Annotated in this window: 19 protein-coding genes and 1 pseudogene; 17 read left to right on the top strand and 3 right to left on the bottom strand. The window is 29.9% G+C overall.

Annotated features, from left to right (window positions below):
• The first annotated feature begins 33 nt into the window (after positions 1 to 33).
• The 17 genes and pseudogenes from FVF61_RS07905 (at position 34) to tsaB (ending at position 15,741) form a co-directional block, all read left to right on the top strand.
• Positions 34 to 753, top strand: a pseudogene (locus FVF61_RS07905) (energy transducer TonB).
• 114 nt (positions 754 to 867) lie between these two features.
• Positions 868 to 1,653 (top strand): energy transducer TonB, encoded by a 786-nt coding sequence (locus FVF61_RS07900; protein WP_148455085.1) that lies wholly within the window; start codon positions 868 to 870, stop codon positions 1,651 to 1,653.
• Between the two features lie 118 nt (positions 1,654 to 1,771).
• Complete coding sequence (locus FVF61_RS07895) at positions 1,772 to 3,886, top strand: capsule assembly Wzi family protein (protein WP_148455083.1); 2,115 nt, start codon at positions 1,772 to 1,774, stop codon at positions 3,884 to 3,886.
• Positions 3,887 to 3,945: 59 nt separating this feature from the next.
• A complete protein-coding gene (gene cyoE, locus FVF61_RS07890) occupies positions 3,946 to 4,839 on the top strand; it encodes a heme o synthase (RefSeq protein WP_148455081.1) in 894 nt (297 codons plus the stop codon).
• Positions 4,840 to 4,842: 3 nt separating this feature from the next.
• Positions 4,843 to 5,424 carry a cytochrome c oxidase subunit 3 gene (locus FVF61_RS07885; protein ID WP_148455079.1) on the top strand — a complete coding sequence of 194 codons (582 nt, stop codon included), beginning with the start codon at positions 4,843 to 4,845 and terminating at the stop codon, positions 5,422 to 5,424.
• A gap of 137 nt (positions 5,425 to 5,561) precedes the next feature.
• Positions 5,562 to 6,539: a cytochrome c oxidase subunit 3 gene (locus tag FVF61_RS07880; RefSeq protein WP_148455077.1), complete on the top strand. Its 978-nt coding sequence runs from the start codon at positions 5,562 to 5,564 to the stop codon at positions 6,537 to 6,539.
• Between the two features lie 20 nt (positions 6,540 to 6,559).
• A complete protein-coding gene (locus FVF61_RS07875) occupies positions 6,560 to 6,940 on the top strand; it encodes a cytochrome C oxidase subunit IV family protein (protein WP_148455075.1) in 381 nt (126 codons plus the stop codon).
• Between the two features lie 133 nt (positions 6,941 to 7,073).
• On the top strand, positions 7,074 to 7,796 hold the full coding sequence (locus FVF61_RS07870; protein WP_148455073.1) for a hypothetical protein: 723 nt from the start codon (positions 7,074 to 7,076) through the stop codon (positions 7,794 to 7,796).
• Complete coding sequence (locus FVF61_RS07865) at positions 7,786 to 8,538, top strand: SCO family protein (protein ID WP_148455071.1); 753 nt, start codon at positions 7,786 to 7,788, stop codon at positions 8,536 to 8,538. The genes FVF61_RS07870 and FVF61_RS07865 overlap by 11 nt, the downstream gene beginning before the upstream one ends.
• On the top strand, positions 8,525 to 9,064 hold the full coding sequence (locus FVF61_RS07860; RefSeq protein WP_148455069.1) for a DUF420 domain-containing protein: 540 nt from the start codon (positions 8,525 to 8,527) through the stop codon (positions 9,062 to 9,064). The genes FVF61_RS07865 and FVF61_RS07860 overlap by 14 nt, the downstream gene beginning before the upstream one ends.
• 12 nt (positions 9,065 to 9,076) lie before the next feature.
• Positions 9,077 to 9,298, top strand: a complete 222-nt coding sequence (locus FVF61_RS07855) for a hypothetical protein (protein ID WP_148455067.1) — start codon at positions 9,077 to 9,079, stop codon at positions 9,296 to 9,298.
• Between the two features lie 87 nt (positions 9,299 to 9,385).
• On the top strand, positions 9,386 to 10,087 hold the full coding sequence (locus FVF61_RS07850; RefSeq protein WP_148455065.1) for an ABC transporter ATP-binding protein: 702 nt from the start codon (positions 9,386 to 9,388) through the stop codon (positions 10,085 to 10,087).
• The gene (locus tag FVF61_RS07845; RefSeq protein ID WP_148455063.1) at positions 10,080 to 11,309 is read left to right on the top strand and encodes an ABC transporter permease; all 1,230 of its coding nucleotides are present in this window, start codon (positions 10,080 to 10,082) and stop codon (positions 11,307 to 11,309) included. Before FVF61_RS07850 ends, FVF61_RS07845 begins: the two co-directional genes overlap by 8 nt.
• 1 nt (position 11,310) lies before the next feature.
• Complete coding sequence (locus FVF61_RS07840; protein ID WP_148455061.1) at positions 11,311 to 12,555, top strand: ABC transporter permease; 1,245 nt, start codon at positions 11,311 to 11,313, stop codon at positions 12,553 to 12,555.
• 70 nt (positions 12,556 to 12,625) lie between these two features.
• A complete protein-coding gene (locus FVF61_RS07835; protein ID WP_148455059.1) occupies positions 12,626 to 13,741 on the top strand; it encodes an efflux RND transporter periplasmic adaptor subunit in 1,116 nt (371 codons plus the stop codon).
• On the top strand, positions 13,734 to 15,062 hold the full coding sequence (locus FVF61_RS07830) for a TolC family protein (protein WP_158635199.1): 1,329 nt from the start codon (positions 13,734 to 13,736) through the stop codon (positions 15,060 to 15,062). The genes FVF61_RS07835 and FVF61_RS07830 overlap by 8 nt, the downstream gene beginning before the upstream one ends.
• Positions 15,063 to 15,066: 4 nt before the next feature.
• Complete coding sequence (tsaB, locus tag FVF61_RS07825; RefSeq protein WP_148455055.1) at positions 15,067 to 15,741, top strand: tRNA (adenosine(37)-N6)-threonylcarbamoyltransferase complex dimerization subunit type 1 TsaB; 675 nt, start codon at positions 15,067 to 15,069, stop codon at positions 15,739 to 15,741.
• A gap of 1 nt (position 15,742) precedes the next feature.
• On the opposite strand, the gene FVF61_RS07820 is transcribed toward tsaB, so the two are convergent.
• The 3 genes from FVF61_RS07820 to FVF61_RS07810 form a co-directional block, all read right to left on the bottom strand.
• Positions 15,743 to 16,555: a mechanosensitive ion channel family protein gene (locus tag FVF61_RS07820; RefSeq protein WP_148455053.1), complete on the bottom strand. Its 813-nt coding sequence runs from the start codon at positions 16,553 to 16,555 to the stop codon at positions 15,743 to 15,745.
• A 79-nt stretch (positions 16,556 to 16,634) separates the two neighbouring features.
• Positions 16,635 to 16,991, bottom strand: a complete 357-nt coding sequence (locus FVF61_RS07815; protein WP_148455051.1) for a DUF1304 domain-containing protein — start codon at positions 16,989 to 16,991, stop codon at positions 16,635 to 16,637.
• 5 nt (positions 16,992 to 16,996) lie between these two features.
• On the bottom strand, positions 16,997 to 19,033 hold the full coding sequence (locus FVF61_RS07810; protein ID WP_148455161.1) for a thioredoxin domain-containing protein: 2,037 nt from the start codon (positions 19,031 to 19,033) through the stop codon (positions 16,997 to 16,999).
• Between the last annotated feature and the right edge of the window lie 85 nt (positions 19,034 to 19,118).

Raw genomic sequence — 19,118 nt, 5'->3', positions numbered from 1 at the left:
GGTTATTTTAGCAGTCAGGAAAATTTTAAAATCATGGAACAAAAGAAAAACCCTCAATCTAACGTAGGTAGAAATAGTGCTCTGTATTTTGCAGTAGGTTTAGCGTTAATGCTTTTTATAACTAATTATGCTATTAATTATAAAACATACGATAAATCTGCAATAGATATTGGAATGTTAAATCTTGATGAAGAATTAGAAGAAGAAATTCCAATTACAGAATAATTACAAACACCACCACCACCACCACCACCACCAGCTGCTCCTGAAGTGATAGAAGTTGTTGAAGATGAAGAAGAGGTAGAAGAAACTGTAATAGAATCTACAGAAACAAATCAAGAAGAAGAGATTGTAGAAGTAGAAGAAGTAGAAGTAGAAGAAGTAGAAGAAGATCTAGAGGTTCCATTTGCTGTTATTGAAAACGTTCCAGTATTTCCAGGTTGCGAAAGTGGTAACAATGAAGATAAAAAAGCATGTATGAATGAGCAGATGCAAAAGTTTATTCAGAAAAAATTTGATACTGATTTAGCAGGCGATTTAGGATTAAGTGGAATTCAGAAAATTAGTGTATTCTTTAAAATTGATAAAACTGGAGAGATTGTAGATGTAAAAGCAAGAGCACCACATCCAAGGTTAGAGCAAGAAGCAATAAGAGTGGTTGGTATGTTGCCAAAAATGAAACCAGGAAAACAACGTGGTAAAGCAGTAAGAGTTCCTTATTACTTACCAATTAAATTCCAGGTACAAGACTAAGAGTTTTAGTGTTCGAATTGAATATAAAATCCCGTTACAATTACTGTAACGGGATTTCTTTTTTGGTATGCTTATTGATATTTTATCATAATATTAACATTTAAATTTATTATTATGATTTCACGAAAGAAAAATTGTAATCTCAATCGGCAAATTGAGAATAGCGAATCAAGATCTCAAAAGCATGATGCAAATCTACAAAAAAACTCATCGATTTATTTCCAAATTGGATTGATAGTATGCTTACTAGTTGCTTATGGTTTATTTGAAGCTTCATTTAAAACGGCTCATGTTATACCTCCAGAAATTGGAAAATTACCGGAAGAAGACATTTATGTATATAATGTCCCAATTAAGATTTACGAAGAAAATAATGATGTTGAAAAAGAAAAAATAAAACCTATAAAATTAATAAATACCATTGTTATAGATGATGATTCTAGAATCACACCTAAAGATTTTGTTCCAGTACCTGAAACAATTAATCCTCCGGTAGACCCTAGAAAAATTAAAGTTTTGGAAGAACCAGATGATTTGCCACCTTTTAATATTATGGCAGTTGAGCAAGTTCCAATTTTTCCTGGTTGTGAAGATGCAATAACTAATGAAGCTAGAAGACAATGTATGTCTGATAAGATTAGTTCTCATATTCAGAAAAAATTTAATATTGGAATTGCTGAAAGAATAGGATTATTAGGTGAACAAAAAATTTATGTAATGTTTAAGATAGATAAACAAGGCAATGTAGAAAATATTAAATCTAATTCTAAAATTAATCAATTAAATGAAGAAGCAGAACGTGTTATTAGTACGTTGCCACAAATGATTCCAGGTAAACAAAAAGATAAAAACGTTGAAGTTATGTATAATGTACCTATAAAATTTAATATTATAAATTAATGATTTAAATATTTCATTATTAAAAGCCGTTATCATCGTTGTTAACGGCTTTTTTCATATGCTCATTATTAAAAAAATAGTATCTTTCAACGCAAATTAAAATTTACATATGGTTACTATGAAGAAACTCTTCGTAATTACTTTTTTACTTTTTACGGTTCAATTTCATGCGCAAAATGATTTTCTATACGAAAAACCACCAGTATTTTCTGAATGTGAATCAGTAGATATAGAACTATTGCAAAAGTGCTTTGATAATCAAATATTTTCGCATGTATTTAATAATTTTAAAGTGCCTGAAATAGTTAAAAATGAAAATTATATTGGTGATGTTGTAGTGCTTTTTGAAGTTGATAAAGAAGGAAATTTTAGGATTATATATGTAGATGCAACTTATCAAGAGTTAAAAGATGAAGCCAAACGTGTTTTTGCTGAATTACCAAAAATAAATCCAGGCACATATAATGGTAAGCCAACTTACAAACAATATTCTATTTCCATAAAAATACCACTTGTAAATCAGTCAGTTGCAATCAAAGACTTATCTAAGGATGAAGATCCTTCTGAAGATAAAGAATTAACACAACTAGAAAATGCAGCTAAAAAGGAATATGATAGCGTGAATTTAAAACTCTTACCATTTTCAAATAAAGAATACAAAAGTCAGTTAAACATACCTTTTACACATAGTAACTATGCTAGATTTGAGAGAAGTATTAATTTAGTTGGTACTAATAGCCATACAGCTTCAAAACCATATATGTATGAAGATGTTTCTGGTTATTACGATTTTCAAGCTGCTATAGACACCTTGTCTAAAGAAAGAAAAACTTTTGCAGGTAGGAAACTTTGGAATGAAAGGTTGGTTAGGGTTGAAGGTAAAGATTATTGGTTTACTATAGATCCTATCTTCGATTTTGAAGTTGGTAAAGATACAGAAGCAGATTTTTCAAGCACATATAATAACACTCGAGGGATAAATATTCAAGGAGGATTTGGAGAGAAATTTAATTTTTACACATCCTTTTTTGAAAGTCAAGGTCGCTTTGCACAATATTACAATCAATATGCTGTATCTATTAAAGCAGCAGATGAAGCTGCCATAATTCCAGGTCGTGGAATTGCTAAAGATTTTAAAGATGGAGGTTTCGATTATCCAGTAGCTGAAGCTTATTTGTCTTATACGCCTTTTAAGTTTTTAAATGTTCAGTTTGGTCATAGCAAAAATTTTATAGGAGATGGTTATCGCTCTTTATTTATAAGTGATGTGGCAACGCCTCATCCATTTTTAAAATTAAACACAACCTTTTGGAAAATAAAATATACAAGTACATGGATGTGGTTAAGAGATGTTAGACCAGAGGTTGAAGTAGATGGAGCATACATGCCAAAGTATATGGCAACACATTTTTTAAGTTGGAATGTGTCTAAAAGATTAAATATTGGATTTTTTGAATCGGTTATTTGGAATGACGCAAATAATAGAGGCTTTGATATTAATTACTTAAACCCAATCATATTTTTTAGAGCCATAGAATTTGAAACAGGACAAGATGCAGGAAATGCACTTATGGGATTATCTGGAAAATATAAGTTAAATGATAATATGAATGTTTATGGGCAATTTATTATTGATGAGTTTTCAACAAGCGATGTAACTGGTGGTGAAAAAAGCTGGAAAAACAAGTTTGGGTATCAACTTGGATTTAAATATTACAATGCTTTTAAAGTGAATAATTTAATGCTTCAAACAGAATATAATAGAGTAAGACCTTATACTTATTCACATAATACCGTTGTTTTAAATTATGGACATAGCAATCAATCCATGGCACATCTTTGGGGCTCAAATTTTAGTGAGTTTGTTCTTATAGGACGTTATCATTATAAACGTTGGTTTGGAAATGCACAAATGATTATAGGAACTAGAGGATTAGATTTTAACGATGGAACAGATAATTATAGTTATGGAGGAAATATTTATAGAGATTATAACGAAAGACCTTATGATACAGGTGTAGAAGTTGGGCAAGGAAATAAAACATCTTCATTTTTTGCAAATTTACAAGTTGGATATGTAATCAATCCTGCTACTAACTTAAAATTATTTACTGATTTTTCTTTTAGAGATTTTAATCCAGATGTTCAAACAACAAATGCTATAAAAAGCAATACAGTCTGGTTTAATATTGGAATAAGAACAGACCTATTTAATTGGTATTTTGATTTGTAGAATTAACTTTTCAAAGTATCTTTGCAATCGCGAATTATCACGTATAAGCACAAATTACTTTGAGTAGAGCCATTACTTCAGAAACTAAACATTCTATCATCTCAGATTTTAAAGAAATCACTAAAATCCGTTTGTCGGTAAGTGTAGTATTTTCTTCTATTGCAGGATATTTGCTAGGTGTAGAATCGGTAGATTATAACACACTTATTCTTTTAGCTTTAGGTGGTTATTTTATGGTTGGAGCTTCTAATGCTTTTAATCAAGTTATTGAAAAAGATTTAGATGCCTTAATGAATCGAACAAAATACAGACCAGTTCCTGCTGGACGTATGTCTGTAAATACTGCTCTTATTATTGCAACCATATTTACTATTCTAGGAATAGTAATTTTATATACAATTAATCCTCAAACAGCCATGTTTGGCGCAATTTCAATATTTCTATATACTTGTGCATACACACCCTTAAAAACAAAAACACCTTTAGCGGTTTTTGTAGGAGCTATACCTGGAGCCATTCCGTTTATGCTAGGTTGGGTTGCGGCTACAGACGATTTTGGTATTGAACCTGGTACATTATTTGCAATTCAATTTTTTTGGCAGTTTCCACATTTTTGGGCTATAGGCTGGTTTTTATTTGAAGATTATAAAAAAGGAGGTTTCTTTATGTTACCAACTGGAAAACAAGATAAAGGTACAGCTGTTCAAACAATAATGTATACAGTTTGGACAGTATTAGTCTCAATTATTCCAGTTTTTGGTGTTACAGGACGTTTATACTTAACACCTATTTCAGGAGTAATAGTATTTATATTAGGTTTAGGAATGTTGTATTATGCAATACAGTTATATAAAAAAATGACAGTTTTAGCTGCAAAACAACTCATGTTAGCTAGTGTATCTTATATTACATTATTGCAAATAGTTTACGTATTAGATAAGTTTATTAGATAAATCATGGATTTAACTCAAGGTACTTTAGAAGAGAAAAATAGCAGAGCAAAAAAAATGATGCTTTGGTTTGGAATTATATCATTAATTATGTCTTTTGCAGGATGGACAAGTGCTTTTGTGGTAAGCAGCAGCAGACCAGATTGGTTAAAAGAATTTCAATTACCTGATGCATTTATTTCTAGTACAGTCGTTATTATTTTAAGTAGTATCACATTTATTTTAGCAAAAAGAGCTTTAAAAAATAATAAAAGACAAGCTACAACACTTTTTTTGATTGCCACATTTGTATTAGGAATAGCATTTATAGTAAATCAATTTAATGGCTTTCAGCAAATAATTAATCTTGGTTATAATTTCACTGGTCCTACAAGTAATGTTACCATGTCTTATATCTATTTAATAGCTGTTGTGCATATTTTACACGTTGTTGTTGGCTTAATCTGTTTGTTTGTGGTAATTTATAATCATTTTAAACAGAAGTATAATTCATCAAATATGCTGGGCTTTGAACTAGCAGCTACCTATTGGCATTTTGTAGATATACTATGGATATATCTCTTTTTGTTTTTATATTTTGTGAGATAAAAAATATTGTCTTTTTAAGAACATGCTTCATATCTTTAGACATCCTTATTTAGAGTGTTTAAATTTTAGGAAGGGATGTTTCGTTAGAAAAATAAATTGATTATTTTTGTGCAACTTTTAAATACTAAACCAAACATATGGATACTACAGTGGTAAATACTGGAACAGAAGGAAAAACTTGGGGAGGAGGAAATGAGCCTTTAAAAGCAAGTTATGGAAAAATGATGATGTGGTTCTTCATTGTTTCTGATGCTTTAACATTTTCTGGGTTTTTAGCAGCCTACGGATTTTCAAGATTTAAGTTTATTGGATCATGGCCAATAGCAGATGAGGTATTTACTCACGTTCCATTTTTTCATGGGAATTACCCAATGATATATGTGGCCTTTATGACATTTGTTCTTATCATGTCGTCTGTAACTATGGTGCTTGCTGTAGATGCTGGACATCATATGAACAAGGCAAAAGTTACTTTTTATATGTTCCTTACAATTATTGGAGGTTTAATTTTCGTAGGATCTCAAGCTTGGGAATGGTCTACATTTATTAAAGGAGATTATGGTGCTGTGCAAACAAAAGGAGGTAACATACTTCAGTTTGTTGATACAGATGGTAAAAGAGTAGCCCTTAGAGATTTTGTGGTTGCTGAAGAAAAAGATAGAACTGCACACGAAAGTAAAAATGGTCTATGGTTTGTTAGTGAAGGAACTTTGCCAACTTATACAGTAGACGAAGTTGTTGCTGGATTAGTTGCAAATGAAAATATTCTTGTTAGAACTCAAGAAATAAATGAGCATGGAGAGAAAACAGTATTAGATAGAGGTGCATCTTTACAGCAACTAAAAGTAAATGGAAAAGTAGTAGTGGAAGGGGCTAATCTTCATGTAAATGAATATGGTTCTCCATTATTTGCTGATTTCTTTTTCTTTATTACTGGTTTTCACGGATTCCACGTATTTTCTGGTGTGGTAATTAATATCATTATTTTCTTTAATGTTATTTTAGGAACATACGAAAGAAGAAAAAGCTACGAAATGGTTGAAAAAGTTGGTCTTTACTGGCACTTTGTAGATTTAGTTTGGGTATTTGTATTTACATTCTTCTACCTAGTTTAATAACAGAAACACAATTTAAAATGGCACACGCACATAAATTAGAAATATTAAGAGGGTTAGTTAAATTTAAATCTAACACTCAAAAAATTTGGGGAGTTTTAATCTTATTAACTATTGTTACTACAGTTGAGGTAGTTTTAGGTATATACAAACCAGAAGTCTTAATGGGTCATATTATTGGAATGAAAATATTAAATTGGATTTTCATTATATTAACTATTGTAAAGGCTTACTATATTACTTGGGATTTTATGCACATGAGAGATGAAACTGCTGCATTAAGAAGAATGGTTGTTTGGACTGCAATCTTCTTAATTTGTTATCTAATATTTATCTTGCTTCAAGAAGGTGGATATATAGAAAGTGTTTATTCAAATGGATATATTAAAAGAGATTTTTAATAACTTTTATAAAGTTAAATAGATATTAAAAGACGGTTTTTTAAACCGTCTTTTTTATTTTTGCAAAACCATCATCAGATTAAAATACAATTGAATAACAATTAAATATAAGTAGATAAAAGACATTCAAAAAATGAATACAAAGCTCATTAAACGCTATACAGTTCTTGGAATATTATTCTTTCTTCCAGTATTATTTTTGTTAATGCTTTTTCCTGCTAAACACCATTATAATGCTTTAGATATTGTTAATAATAATGTTTTAGATTTAAATACATTTACTTCAGAAGACAATCAAAGTATAGTACTAAAAGATCATATTTCAGTAATTGGATTTTTAGGTAATGAACCTATGAAAAATGCTATAGCAGCTTCAAACCTAAAAGAATTAGTGTACGATAAATTCAAAGGCTTTAAAAAATTTCAAATTGTCATATTACTACCTTATGGCACAGAAGATCAAGTAGAAATATTAAGGAGAGAAATTAAATCATATGAAGATTTAAAATATTGGCATTTTGTTTTTGGTGAAGAAAATGATATTCAAAACGTATTTAATAGTTTGAAATATAGAACAGAACTAGATTCTGAATTATCTACTTCAGATGTATTTATAATTGATAAAGATCTAAATCAACGTGGTCGATTAGATGATAGAACTGATAGCGAAAAAGAAAAGAAAAAATCTATTTATCCATTATATGCTTATAATTGTATTGAGGTTGCAGAAATAAAAAATAAAATGAGTGCAGACGATTTGCGAGTTTTATTTCAGGAATATAGAGAAAAAAGAAAAGGAAATTTTAATTCGTCATCTAGACGAGCTAACGATTTAAAAGAGAATCATGAACAATAAATCAAATTATTCTTACGTAGGTGTTGCGTTTATTATTTTAGTATTTGGAATTATTTTTATTCCAAAAATTATAAATAGAATATCAAACAATTCAATTGTTGAAGACGATAGATTGAACGTTAAAAATGAAAAACATACCACTAAATCAGAAAGTGATTTAGCATTTATTGAGATTAATGGTGAGGCTAAAAAAGTGCCTTCATTTTCTTTTACCAATCAGAATGGAACCCTAATAACAAATACAGACTATAAAGGTAAAGTTTATATAGTGGAATTTTTCTTTACTACCTGTCCAACAATTTGTCCAAAAATGAATAATAATTTAGTTCAAATACAAAATACTTTTCAAGAAAATGAAGATTTTGGAATTGCATCTTTTTCAATAAATCCAGAGCATGATACCATTCAGGTGTTAAAAAACTATGCCGAACAGTATGGAATTACTAATCCAAATTGGCATTTAATGACAGGAGAACAAGCAGATATTTATAAATTAGCAAACCAAGGTTTTAATTTATATACAGCTCAAGAAGATAGTGTTGAAGGAGGTTTTGAGCATTCAGGCAACTTTGCTTTAATAGACAAAAATGGGTTTATTCGTTCTAGAATAGTAAATGGAAATCCATTAATTTATTATAATGGTATTATTTCTGAAGCAGAAGGTTTGGATGATGATGGTCAAGAACAACAAATAACAATGCTTAAAGAGGATATAATAAAATTATTAAATGAGAAACTCTAATCAAAACGAAAAAAAATATAATAAATGGATTGTTGTTCTTTCAATAACAATCCCTTTAATTGTTGCTGCATTGTTTGGAGTTAATCTACGTGATTTAGGCTTTAATGTAAAACCATTAACCATGTTGCCTCCAATTTATGCAACTATAAATGGGTTAACAGCTGTTATTCTTCTTTTTGCATTTATAGCTATCAAAAATAAAAATATTGTTCTTCATGAAAATTTAATGACCACAGCCATTGGTTGTTCAGCAGTGTTTTTAATTTTATATGTAGCGTATCACATGACAAGCGATTCAACAAGATTTGGTGGAGAAGGAGTTGTAAAATATATCTATTATTTTATTTTAATTACGCACATAATACTATCAATTATTATTATTCCATTTGTATTAATAACATTTGTTAGAGCTATTACTGAGAATTTTGAAAAGCATAAAAAAATAGCTAGAATTACGTTTCCATTATGGTTATACGTTGCTGTTTCTGGAGTATTGGTATATATTTTAATATCACCATATTATTAAATAAATTTCAAAGTGAATAAAGTTATAATTACACTAATTCTTGGCTTATTAATTAGTCTTCCAGCAGAAGCACAATGTGCTATGTGTCGTGCTGTTTTAGAAAACGAAGAAGGACAAGAAACAGCAAAAGGAATAAATGATGGCATTATCTATTTAATGGCTATTCCTTATATTCTTGTAGCAGGTATTGGTTTTTTAATTTATAAAAAGTTTAACAAGGCAAAAAAAACCTAGCCTAAAATTATATTTACTTTTGTTGTAACATTTTGAGCTTTATTTAGTCTAACTTTTATAAAGCTATTAAAAGCAACAAAATTACATATGTTAAACATTAAAAAACTTCACAAATCCTATCCAATAGGAGATTCGAGTTTACATGTATTAAAAGGAATTGACCTTTCTGTTGAAGAAGGAGAAATGGTTGCCATTATGGGTTCTTCCGGTTCGGGTAAATCAACATTACTTAACATTATTGGTATGTTAGATGAAGCTGATGAAGGCGAATATATACTTGATGGTGTTCCTATTAAAAATCTTACAGAAAAAAAAGCTGCCATATATAGAAATAAATTTTTAGGATTTATTTTTCAATCATTCAACTTAATAAATTATAAAAACGCATTAGATAATGTGGCTTTACCTTTGTATTATCAAGGTATGAAAAGGCAAGAAAGACAAGAGCTTGCTTTATTTCATTTAGAAAAAGTTGGATTAAAACCTTGGGCAGATCATTTGCCAAACGAATTGTCTGGAGGACAAAAACAACGTGTTGCTATAGCTAGAGCCTTAGCTGCAGACCCTAAATTGCTTTTAGCCGATGAGCCAACAGGAGCACTAGACACAAAAACTTCTTATGAAATTATGGATTTTATTCAACATTTAAATGATGAAGGTAAAACCATATTAATAGTAACACACGAAGATGATATTGCACACATGTGTAAGCGTATAGTTCGCTTAAAAGATGGAGTAATAATGGAAGACGTAAAAGTAGAACAAGTAAGAGCCTCACAATATGTTTGATAGAGATCTTTGGAGAGAAATATTTCAAAGTATTAATATGAACAGAACCAGAAGTGTTTTATCTGGTTTTACTGTGGCATTTGCTATTTTGTTATTTACTATTCTATTTGGAATTGCAAATGGTTTAAATAACACCTTTGCAGAAGCCTTTGCAGACGATGCTAATAATTCCATTTTTATTCAATCAGGAACCACTACAAAAGCAAATAAGGGGTTTCAGGCTGGAAGACAAATTCAGTTTAAAAACAAGGATTTAGATTATATAAAAGAAGAGTATGGAGATAAAGTACAATACATAACTTCTAGAATTTATTTAAATGTTAATGCCTCTTTTAGAAACGAAAAAGATTCTTACTCTGTAAGAGCTGTCCATCCAGATCATCAATATTTGGAGAATACTAAAATTAAAGAGGGTAGATATATCAACCAATTAGATGTCGATAATAAGTCGAAAATAATTGTTATTGGAAGACTTGTAGAACAAGATTTGTTTTTAAAAACTACAGCCTTAGGTAAATATTTAAGTTTAAATGGGTTGCAATATAAAATTGTAGGAATTTTTGAAGACGATGGTGGAGATGATGAAGAGAGATTAATTTATATGCCTTTTAGTACAGCGCAACGAGTGTATGGCAATAATGATTATATAGACCAAATAAATTTAACTTACAATCCAGAGATGGATTACGATAAAGCAATTTCTTTTAGTAATGCATTAACTAGAGACTTAAAAGACAGATTTGATGTTGCTCTAAATGATCAAAGAGCTATTCGAGTAAGAAATTTAGCAAACGAATCTAAATCTGTAAACCAGATGACTTTTGGTCTTGGAGTTATTATAATTGTTATTGGTTTTGGAACTTTAATAGCAGGAATAGTAGGTGTAAGTAACATCATGATTTTTATTGTAAAAGAACGTACTAAAGAAATAGGTATTCGTAAAGCATTAGGTGCTTCACCAAATTCTATTATCTCTATTATTTTAATGGAATCTATTTTAATAACTGCAATTGCTGGTTATATAGGTTTATTAATAGGGATGGGAGTTTTAGAATTTGTTGGACCTAGCTTAGAAACCTATTTTATAAAAGACCCAAGTGTGAGCACAACATTAGTTGTTGGAGCAACTATTACACTTATTATAGCTGGTGGAATTGCAGGGTATTTACCTGCTAAAAAAGCATCGCAAATCAAACCAATAGTAGCCTTAAGAGACGATTAATATGTTTAAATTTTTATTCGAAAGAGACACTTGGCAAGAAGTATGGGATAGTCTTAGTAAAAACAAACTAAGATCGATGCTTACAATGGTTGGTGTTTGGTGGGGAATTTTACTTCTTATAGGTCTTTTAGGTTCCGCTAAAGGTATAGAAAATTCATTTAACAGACTTTTTGGAAGCTTTGCTACAAATAGCGTTTTTGTTTGGGGACAAAGCACCAGCAAACCATTCAAAGGATTTCAAGAAGGAAAGAGAGTTAGGTTAACTCTATCTGATGCTAAAATAGTTGAAGAGAATGTTGAAGGTATTGAGTTTGTTGTTCCAAGAAACCAAAATCAAGCTTTCGTTGTAAAAGATAAACTATCTGGTACGTATGGTATTAATGGCGATTTTCCTTTATTAGATAAAGTTCAAAAGAAAAAATTAATTAGAGGTCGATTTCTTAATCAAACAGATATTGATGAGAATAGAAAAGTAGCAGTTATTTCTGAAGATATTTACAAACAATTGTTTGAAAAAGATACCGAAATGATTGGTGAGTTTATGCAAATAAACGGAATGAACTTTACTGTTATAGGGATGTTTGAAGTTGGTAATGTAAATATGGGACCAAGTAGCGACATACATATTCCTTTTTCAACTTTTCAACAAATTTATAATCAAGGAGATGACATAGGTTTTATGATGCTTACAGGAAAACCAGATTATGATATTGAACAAATAGAAGCAGATGCCAAACTTATTCTACGAAATTTAAATAACATTCACCCAGAAGATAAAAGAGCTTTTGGAAGTTTTAACCTTGGTAAAGAATTTGCAAAAGTTACAGGGTTTTTAATAGGTATGCAGTTTTTAACTTGGTTTGTTGGTATTGCAACACTAATTGCTGGTGTCTTTGCAATTGGAAACATTCTGCTTATTACGGTAAAAGAAAGAACAAAAGAAATAGGTGTTCGTCGTGCTTTAGGTGCAACACCTTTCGAAATTAAAAGACAAATAGTAGTAGAAGCAGTTTTTATTACATTACTAGCAGGATTTTTTGGAATATTAACAGGAGGGTGGATATTAATTGGAATAGACTCAGCATTTGGGCAAGGAGACGAAGCAGTAATTGTTAATGCTTCTGTTTCAATAGCAGTTGTATTTATAGCATTAATAATATTGGTAGTATTAGGTACCTTGATAGGTTTAATTCCAGCATTTAAAGCAACTAGTATCAAGCCAATTGATGCATTAAGAGAAGAATAATCAATCAAAATAAAATGAATGACTTATTGACAAGAGTCATAAAACAAACCAAAACAATAATAAAAGAAAAATGAATAAAACAGTAAAAATCATCATTGGAATAGTATTGCTAATACTTTTTATATGGGTAATTAAGTATTTTAAAGACTCTAATTCTAAAGCAGTTGAAGATTATAAAGTTGAAGAGCCTTTTTACACTTCAATAAATACAAAAGTAGTTGCTACTGGTAAATTAAATCCAGAAGAAGAAATTGAGTTAAAACCTCAAATTGCTGGAATTATAGATAAAATTTTAGTTGAAGAAGGAGATATCGTTAAGAAAGGAGATCTTATAGCTAAGATTCGCGTGGTACCTAATGAGCAAAACTTGGCAAGTGCTAATAGTAGAATACGTACTGCAAGATTAGATTTAGATAATGCTCAAATTCTATACAATAGAAATAAAGGACTTTTCGAAAAAGGAGTTATTTCTAAACAAGATTTTGAAAATAGTGAGTTATCTTATAATCAAGCAAAAGAATCTTTAATTCAAGCTCAAAACGATTTTCAAATTATTAAACAAGGATCTCTTTCTGGTGGAGGTTCAGCAAACACAAATATTGTTGCGCAAATTCCTGGTACAGTTTTAGAAATACCAGTTCGTGAAGGAGACCAAGTAATCGAATCAAATAGCTTTAATGCAGGAACAACAGTTGCTACAATTGCAGATATGAGCAAAATGATTTTTGAAGGAAAAGTTGATGAAGCTGAAGTGGGTAAAATTGAAGAAGGTAAAGAAATTAGAGTTGTATTAGGAGCATTAAACGAACAAGAATTTCCTGCCATATTAACATTTGTTGCTCCAAAAGGTTTAGAAGAAAGTGGTGCTGTACAATTTACTATTAAAGCAGATGTTACTGTAACTCCTTCAACTAAAATTAGAGCTGGATATAGTGCTAACGCTGAAATTGATATGGAAAGTAAAGACAGTGTTTTAGTAATCAAAGAAGCGCTACTTCAATTTAATAGAATTACAGAGAAACCTTTTGTAGAAATACTTAAAGAAGATAATTCTTACGAAGAAAAATATGTTGAGTTAGGAATTTCAGATGGAATTAATGTTGAAATTTTAGAAGGTGTCGCTGAAGGAGATAAAATAAAAGTTTGGAACAAAGCATCTAAAGATAATAATGATGAAGATGAATAAAAACATATTTGCAACAACAATATTAATTCTTGTTATAAGTGTTACTTCAATTGCTCAAGAGAAATTATGGACACTTGAGGAATGTGTAAATTATGCCTTAGAGAATAATATAACAGTTAGAAAAGGGGCTAATGTACTATTATCAAATGAGCAAGATATTATTGAAACGAAAGGTAATTTTTTACCATCTGTAAGTGCTAGAGCAAGTCAAAGTTTAAACTTAGGGAATCAAGAAGTCTTTCAAGGGCAGTTTGTGGATAGAACAAGTCACAACACTAATCTTGGACTAAATTTAAATCAGACTATTTTTAATGGTTTTAGAAATACAAATTTGTACAAACAAGCTCAACTTAATTTAGAGATAAATCAGATGGAGCTAGATCGAATTAGAGATGATATTTCTTTAAATGTGGTAAATGCTTATTTAAATGTGTTGTTTAATAAAGAGAATTTAGAAATAGCATTAGCACAAGTAGATTTTTCTAAAACACAAGTAGAGCAAGTTAATAAATTGGTTGATGCTGGAGTTCAACCAAGAGCTAATGTTTATGATGCTGTTGCTACAGCTAGTCTAGATGAACAAAACTTAACTATTGCTCAAAATAATTACGATTTAGCTTTACTTAGTTTATCACAATTTTTACAACTTCCTTATGAAGGGTTTCAAGTAGCTATTGAAGATATCGAAAGTCCTTCGGCAGCATTAATGTATAATGATGTTAATCCAATTTTGGAATATGCTTATGCGAATAGACCAGAAGTTAAAGTAGCTGAGAAGAACATAGAAAATTCAAAGTTAAGTACAGATTTAGCAAAAAGTGGTTTTTTACCAAGTGTGACCTTTGGATATGGCTTTGGAACTAATGTATTCTTTTCTAATTTAACAGATGATGAGGCTTCATTCTTTGATCAGTTGAATGATCAAAAATCTCATAATTTTCAAGTAAATGTTGCTATACCAATATTTTCAGGTTATGATAATAAAACAAATGTGGCAAAAACTAAAATTCAACAAGAAAACAGGGTTTTAGATTTAGAGCAAGCAAGATTAGATTTGGAGAGTAACATTCAACGTGCTTTTACAGATGCTAAGGCAGCATATAAAACATACGAAGCTTCTAAAAAAGCTGTAGAAGCTCAAGAATTATCTTTTTTAAATGCACAAGAAAGATATAATATGGGAGCTTTAAACGCGTTCGATTTAGAACAAACAAGAATCCAATTAGTAAATGCTCAATCTAATCTTACTAATTCAAAATACGATTTTGTATTTAAAACAAAAGTGTTAGATTTTTACCTTGGCAAATCTTTAGTAGATTAAATAAGTGGAAACAATATTAAGCATAGAAACAACTACAACAAATTGCTCAGTCTCTCTTTCTTATCAAGGAGAGACTTTTGCACTTTTAGAAGATAATAGTAAAGAATATTCTCATGCAGAGCGTTTACATGTTTTTATTGAAAGAATTCTAGCAGAAAATAATTTAAAAGCGACTCAATTAGGAGCTATTTCAGTTAGTAAAGGACCAGGTTCTTATACTGGATTGAGAATTGGAGTTTCAGCTGCAAAAGGCCTTTGTTTTGCTTTAGGGAAGCCCTTAATTTCAGTGTCTACCTTAGAGGCTTTAGCACATCAGGTAAAAATTGATGAAGGTGTAATTATTCCCATGCTTGATGCTAGACGGTTGGAAGTGTATTCAGCAGTTTTTGATGAAAAATATAATGAAATTCGTGCTGTAGAAGCTCAAATTCTAGAAGCAGATTCTTTTAATAATTATTTAGAAAAAGGACCAGTTTATTTTATTGGAAATGGAGTTGATAAATCTAAAACAATTATTCAACATAAAAATGCTAATTTTATAGAAAACAAATTACCTTCAGCAAATGAAATGAGCTTAATAGCTTACCATAAGTACAAAAAAAACGACATCGAAGATGTCGCTTATTTTGAACCTTTTTATTTAAAAGATTTTATAGCCTTAAAGCCAAAATCTAAATAATTTATCCTTTTTTCTGAATTTCAACTTGATGTGGATAAGGAATTTCTATTCCAGCAGCATCAAGAGCTTCTTTTATGTTTTCAGTTGACTCAAAGAAAACAGCCCAATAATCTTCAGTTTTACACCAAGGTCTAACCGCAAAATTTATAGAGCTATCTGCTAATTCAGAAACGTTAACTGTAGGTGCAGGATCTGCTATTACTTTAGGGTTTGATGTTAACACATTCATTAATACTTCTTTTGTTTTCTTAATATCAGAATCATAACCTACACCAATAGTTAAATCGACTCTTCTAGTTCCTTCCGTAGAATAATTAACTATATTTCCATTTGAAAGTGCTCCATTAGGAATGATAATTTCTTTATTAGAAAGTCCAACTAATTTGGTGGTAAAAATTTCAATTTCTTTTACGACACCAATCTCCCCTTGTGCTTCAACTAAATCTCCAATTTTAATAGGTTTGAATATCATAATTAAAACACCTCCAGCAAAATTACCTAAAGACCCTTGAAGAGCTAATCCAACTGCTAAACCAGCTGCAGCAAGAATAGCAGCAAATGAAGTTGTTTCTACACCAAGTTGAGATAAAATGGCAAGAATTAATAATATTTTAAATGTCCAGTTTAATAAATTAAGTAAGAATTTTTGAAGACTTTCATCAAATCCTCTTCTAGTCATTACAGTACTTGTACCTTTTAATAATTTTTTAATAACCCAAGAACCAATAATCCATATAATTATAGCACCTAATATTTTTATGCCATATTCTGTAGCTAAATCGATGGCTAGAGTAGTCCATTTTTCGATATTCATATTTTTGATTTTAAATTAGTTAGTAAAGTTAAAAAAAATGATTGTAACAAGAGGTTTAATTAGAGATTGAAAATATGAATTATTTAAAATAAATGAGAATCAAAGTAATAATTGCTGGTAAAGATTGGATATAGAATAGTCTTATTTTTTCGGTTGAATAAGCGCCATAAATTCCAGCAATGGAAATACAAATCAAGAAGAAAACAGATATTTCTTGATCGTTGATAATCAGTGAAAAAAGAAGTCCTGCTGCTAAGAATCCATTATATAATCCTTGATTTGCTGCTAGTACTTTAGTTTCTTCAGCAAAAGATTTAGATTTTAATCCAAAAGTTTTTATTCCTTTAGGTTTGGTCCATAAAAACATTTCCAAAATTAAAAAGTAACCATGTTCTATGGCTATAAATACAATTAGAATGTTAGTTACTAGTTCCACAAAATTTAGTTTTTTAATAATTCAATCGCCTTTTCTATTTCTTTTACTGGTAATTTACAGGCTTTATTGACACAGACATAAATATAGGTTTCATTTTCTACATACCTATTTTTTAATAATGGCATGTTAGACTCTTGAGTACTTCCGATAATTAATTTATTTGGGATATATGATTTATTTAAGTCTTTAATTTTTTGTGTTGCTTCACGTCCAGAAATAGCAACTTCATAAAAAGGATTTGTGTAATTTAGCATTAAATCCAACCAATTGGAATAGTTTGAACCATAATTTTCAATTTCAGGTTTTACATTATTCAACATATTAGTTGCTGTTTTGTAATAATACTTATTATCAAAATAATGAGATAACTTAAATAAGTTTTTTGCCATTATAGAATTACTTGCCGGAATTACATTATCTCTATATTCTATATTTCTGGTTACTAACAAAGGGTCTTCGTTTGAAGTGAAGTAAAACATGCTATTAGAAGTTTCATAGAAATAATCGAAAGTGTAATTGGTTAAATCTCTTGCTGTATTAAGCCATTTTTCATCTAATGTGTTTTCATATAATCCAATAAACGCATCTATGGTTGTTGCATAATCTTCTAAATAACCATTAATGTTACTTGTGTTATTTTTAAAATTATGATTTAATCCTCCATCTTCACGCAATTGATTGTGTATAATGAAATTGGCATTTTTTTCAGCAGAAATTAAAAAGTTTTCTTCCTCAAACACACGATATGCATCTACAAAACCTTTTAACATTAAAGCATTCCAAGAGGTTAAAGTTTTGTCGTCTAGTCTTGGTCTTGATCTTCTGTCTCTAGTTTGTAAAAGAATTTGTTTCCAGTTTTGTTTCTTTTCATTTAATGCTTCGATTGATAAATTATGTTTTTTAAGAAAGCTTTCATCGTCATCCTTTCTTATTAAAACATAATTTTTGTTTTCCCATAAACCATAATTGTTGATGTTGTAATAATCTGAAAACAAGTCGAAATCTAAAGTTAATAATTTTTGTAATTCTTCTTTTTGCCAAACATAAAAAGCACCTTCTTCTAAGTGACCTTCTGGCGTATTACTATCTGCATCTAAAGAAGAGTAGAAGGCTCCATTTGTTGAGGTTAATTCTCTGTTAATAAACTCTAATGTTTCAAAAACAACATCTTTGTACAGTTTGTTTTTAGTAATAAGGTAGGCATCAGAATATAAACTAACAAGCTGTCCATTATCATATAACATTTTTTCAAAATGTGGTACATGCCAATTCACGTCAGTTGCATAGCGTGAAAAACCACCTCCAACTTGATCGTAGATGCCACCATATGCCATTTGAGTTAAGGTAAGATTTACAAATTCTTGAAGTTTAATATTGTTAGATTGATAAGCATAACGTAATAAAAAATGGTAATTATTAGGCATCATAAATTTAGGTGCACGTTTTAGTCCACCTTCTCTATGGTCGAAATATGTTTCCCAATTTTTTAGTGTTTCCTCTATATATTCAACATCAAATTCAGCTTCATTAGTATTAAGTGCAACAATGTCCATAGATTTAATACCTTGTTCTAATTTGTCTGCATAATCATAAAGTTTTTCAGGATTTCTAATATATAAATCTGAGATTTGCTCTAAGGCACTTATCCATTGTTCTTTTCTAAAATAAGTTCCTCCCCAAACTGGTCTGCCATCTGGAAGTGTTACAACATTTAAAGGCCATCCACCACTTCCTGTCATAAGTTGGACAGCATTCATGTAGACTTGGTCTACATCTGGACGCTCTTCTCTATCCACTTTAATGTTTATGAATTTAGAATTCATAACCTTAGCAACAATAGTGTCTTCAAAGCTTTCGTGTTCCATAACATGACACCAATGGCAAGCTGCATAACCTACACTTACTAATATTAATTTGTTTTCTTCTTTCGCCTTTTTTAGAGTAGTTTCGTTCCATGGATTCCAATCTACAGGGTTATGTGCATGTTGAAGTAGATAAGGACTGGTTTCGTGAATTAAGTTGTTTGTATATGTATGATTCATAGATTTTTTATTTTGTCCTTGACAACTTACTAGAATACCAAAAATAAGTAAGAGTTGATACTTCATTTATCAAAGTTAATGAATT

The sequence above is a fragment of the Xanthomarina maritima genome (assembly GCF_008084905.1).
Lineage (GTDB): Bacteria > Bacteroidota > Bacteroidia > Flavobacteriales > Flavobacteriaceae > Xanthomarina > Xanthomarina maritima.
Note: the sequence above shows the minus strand (reverse complement) of the source record. Positions and strands in the feature narration are given on the sequence as shown.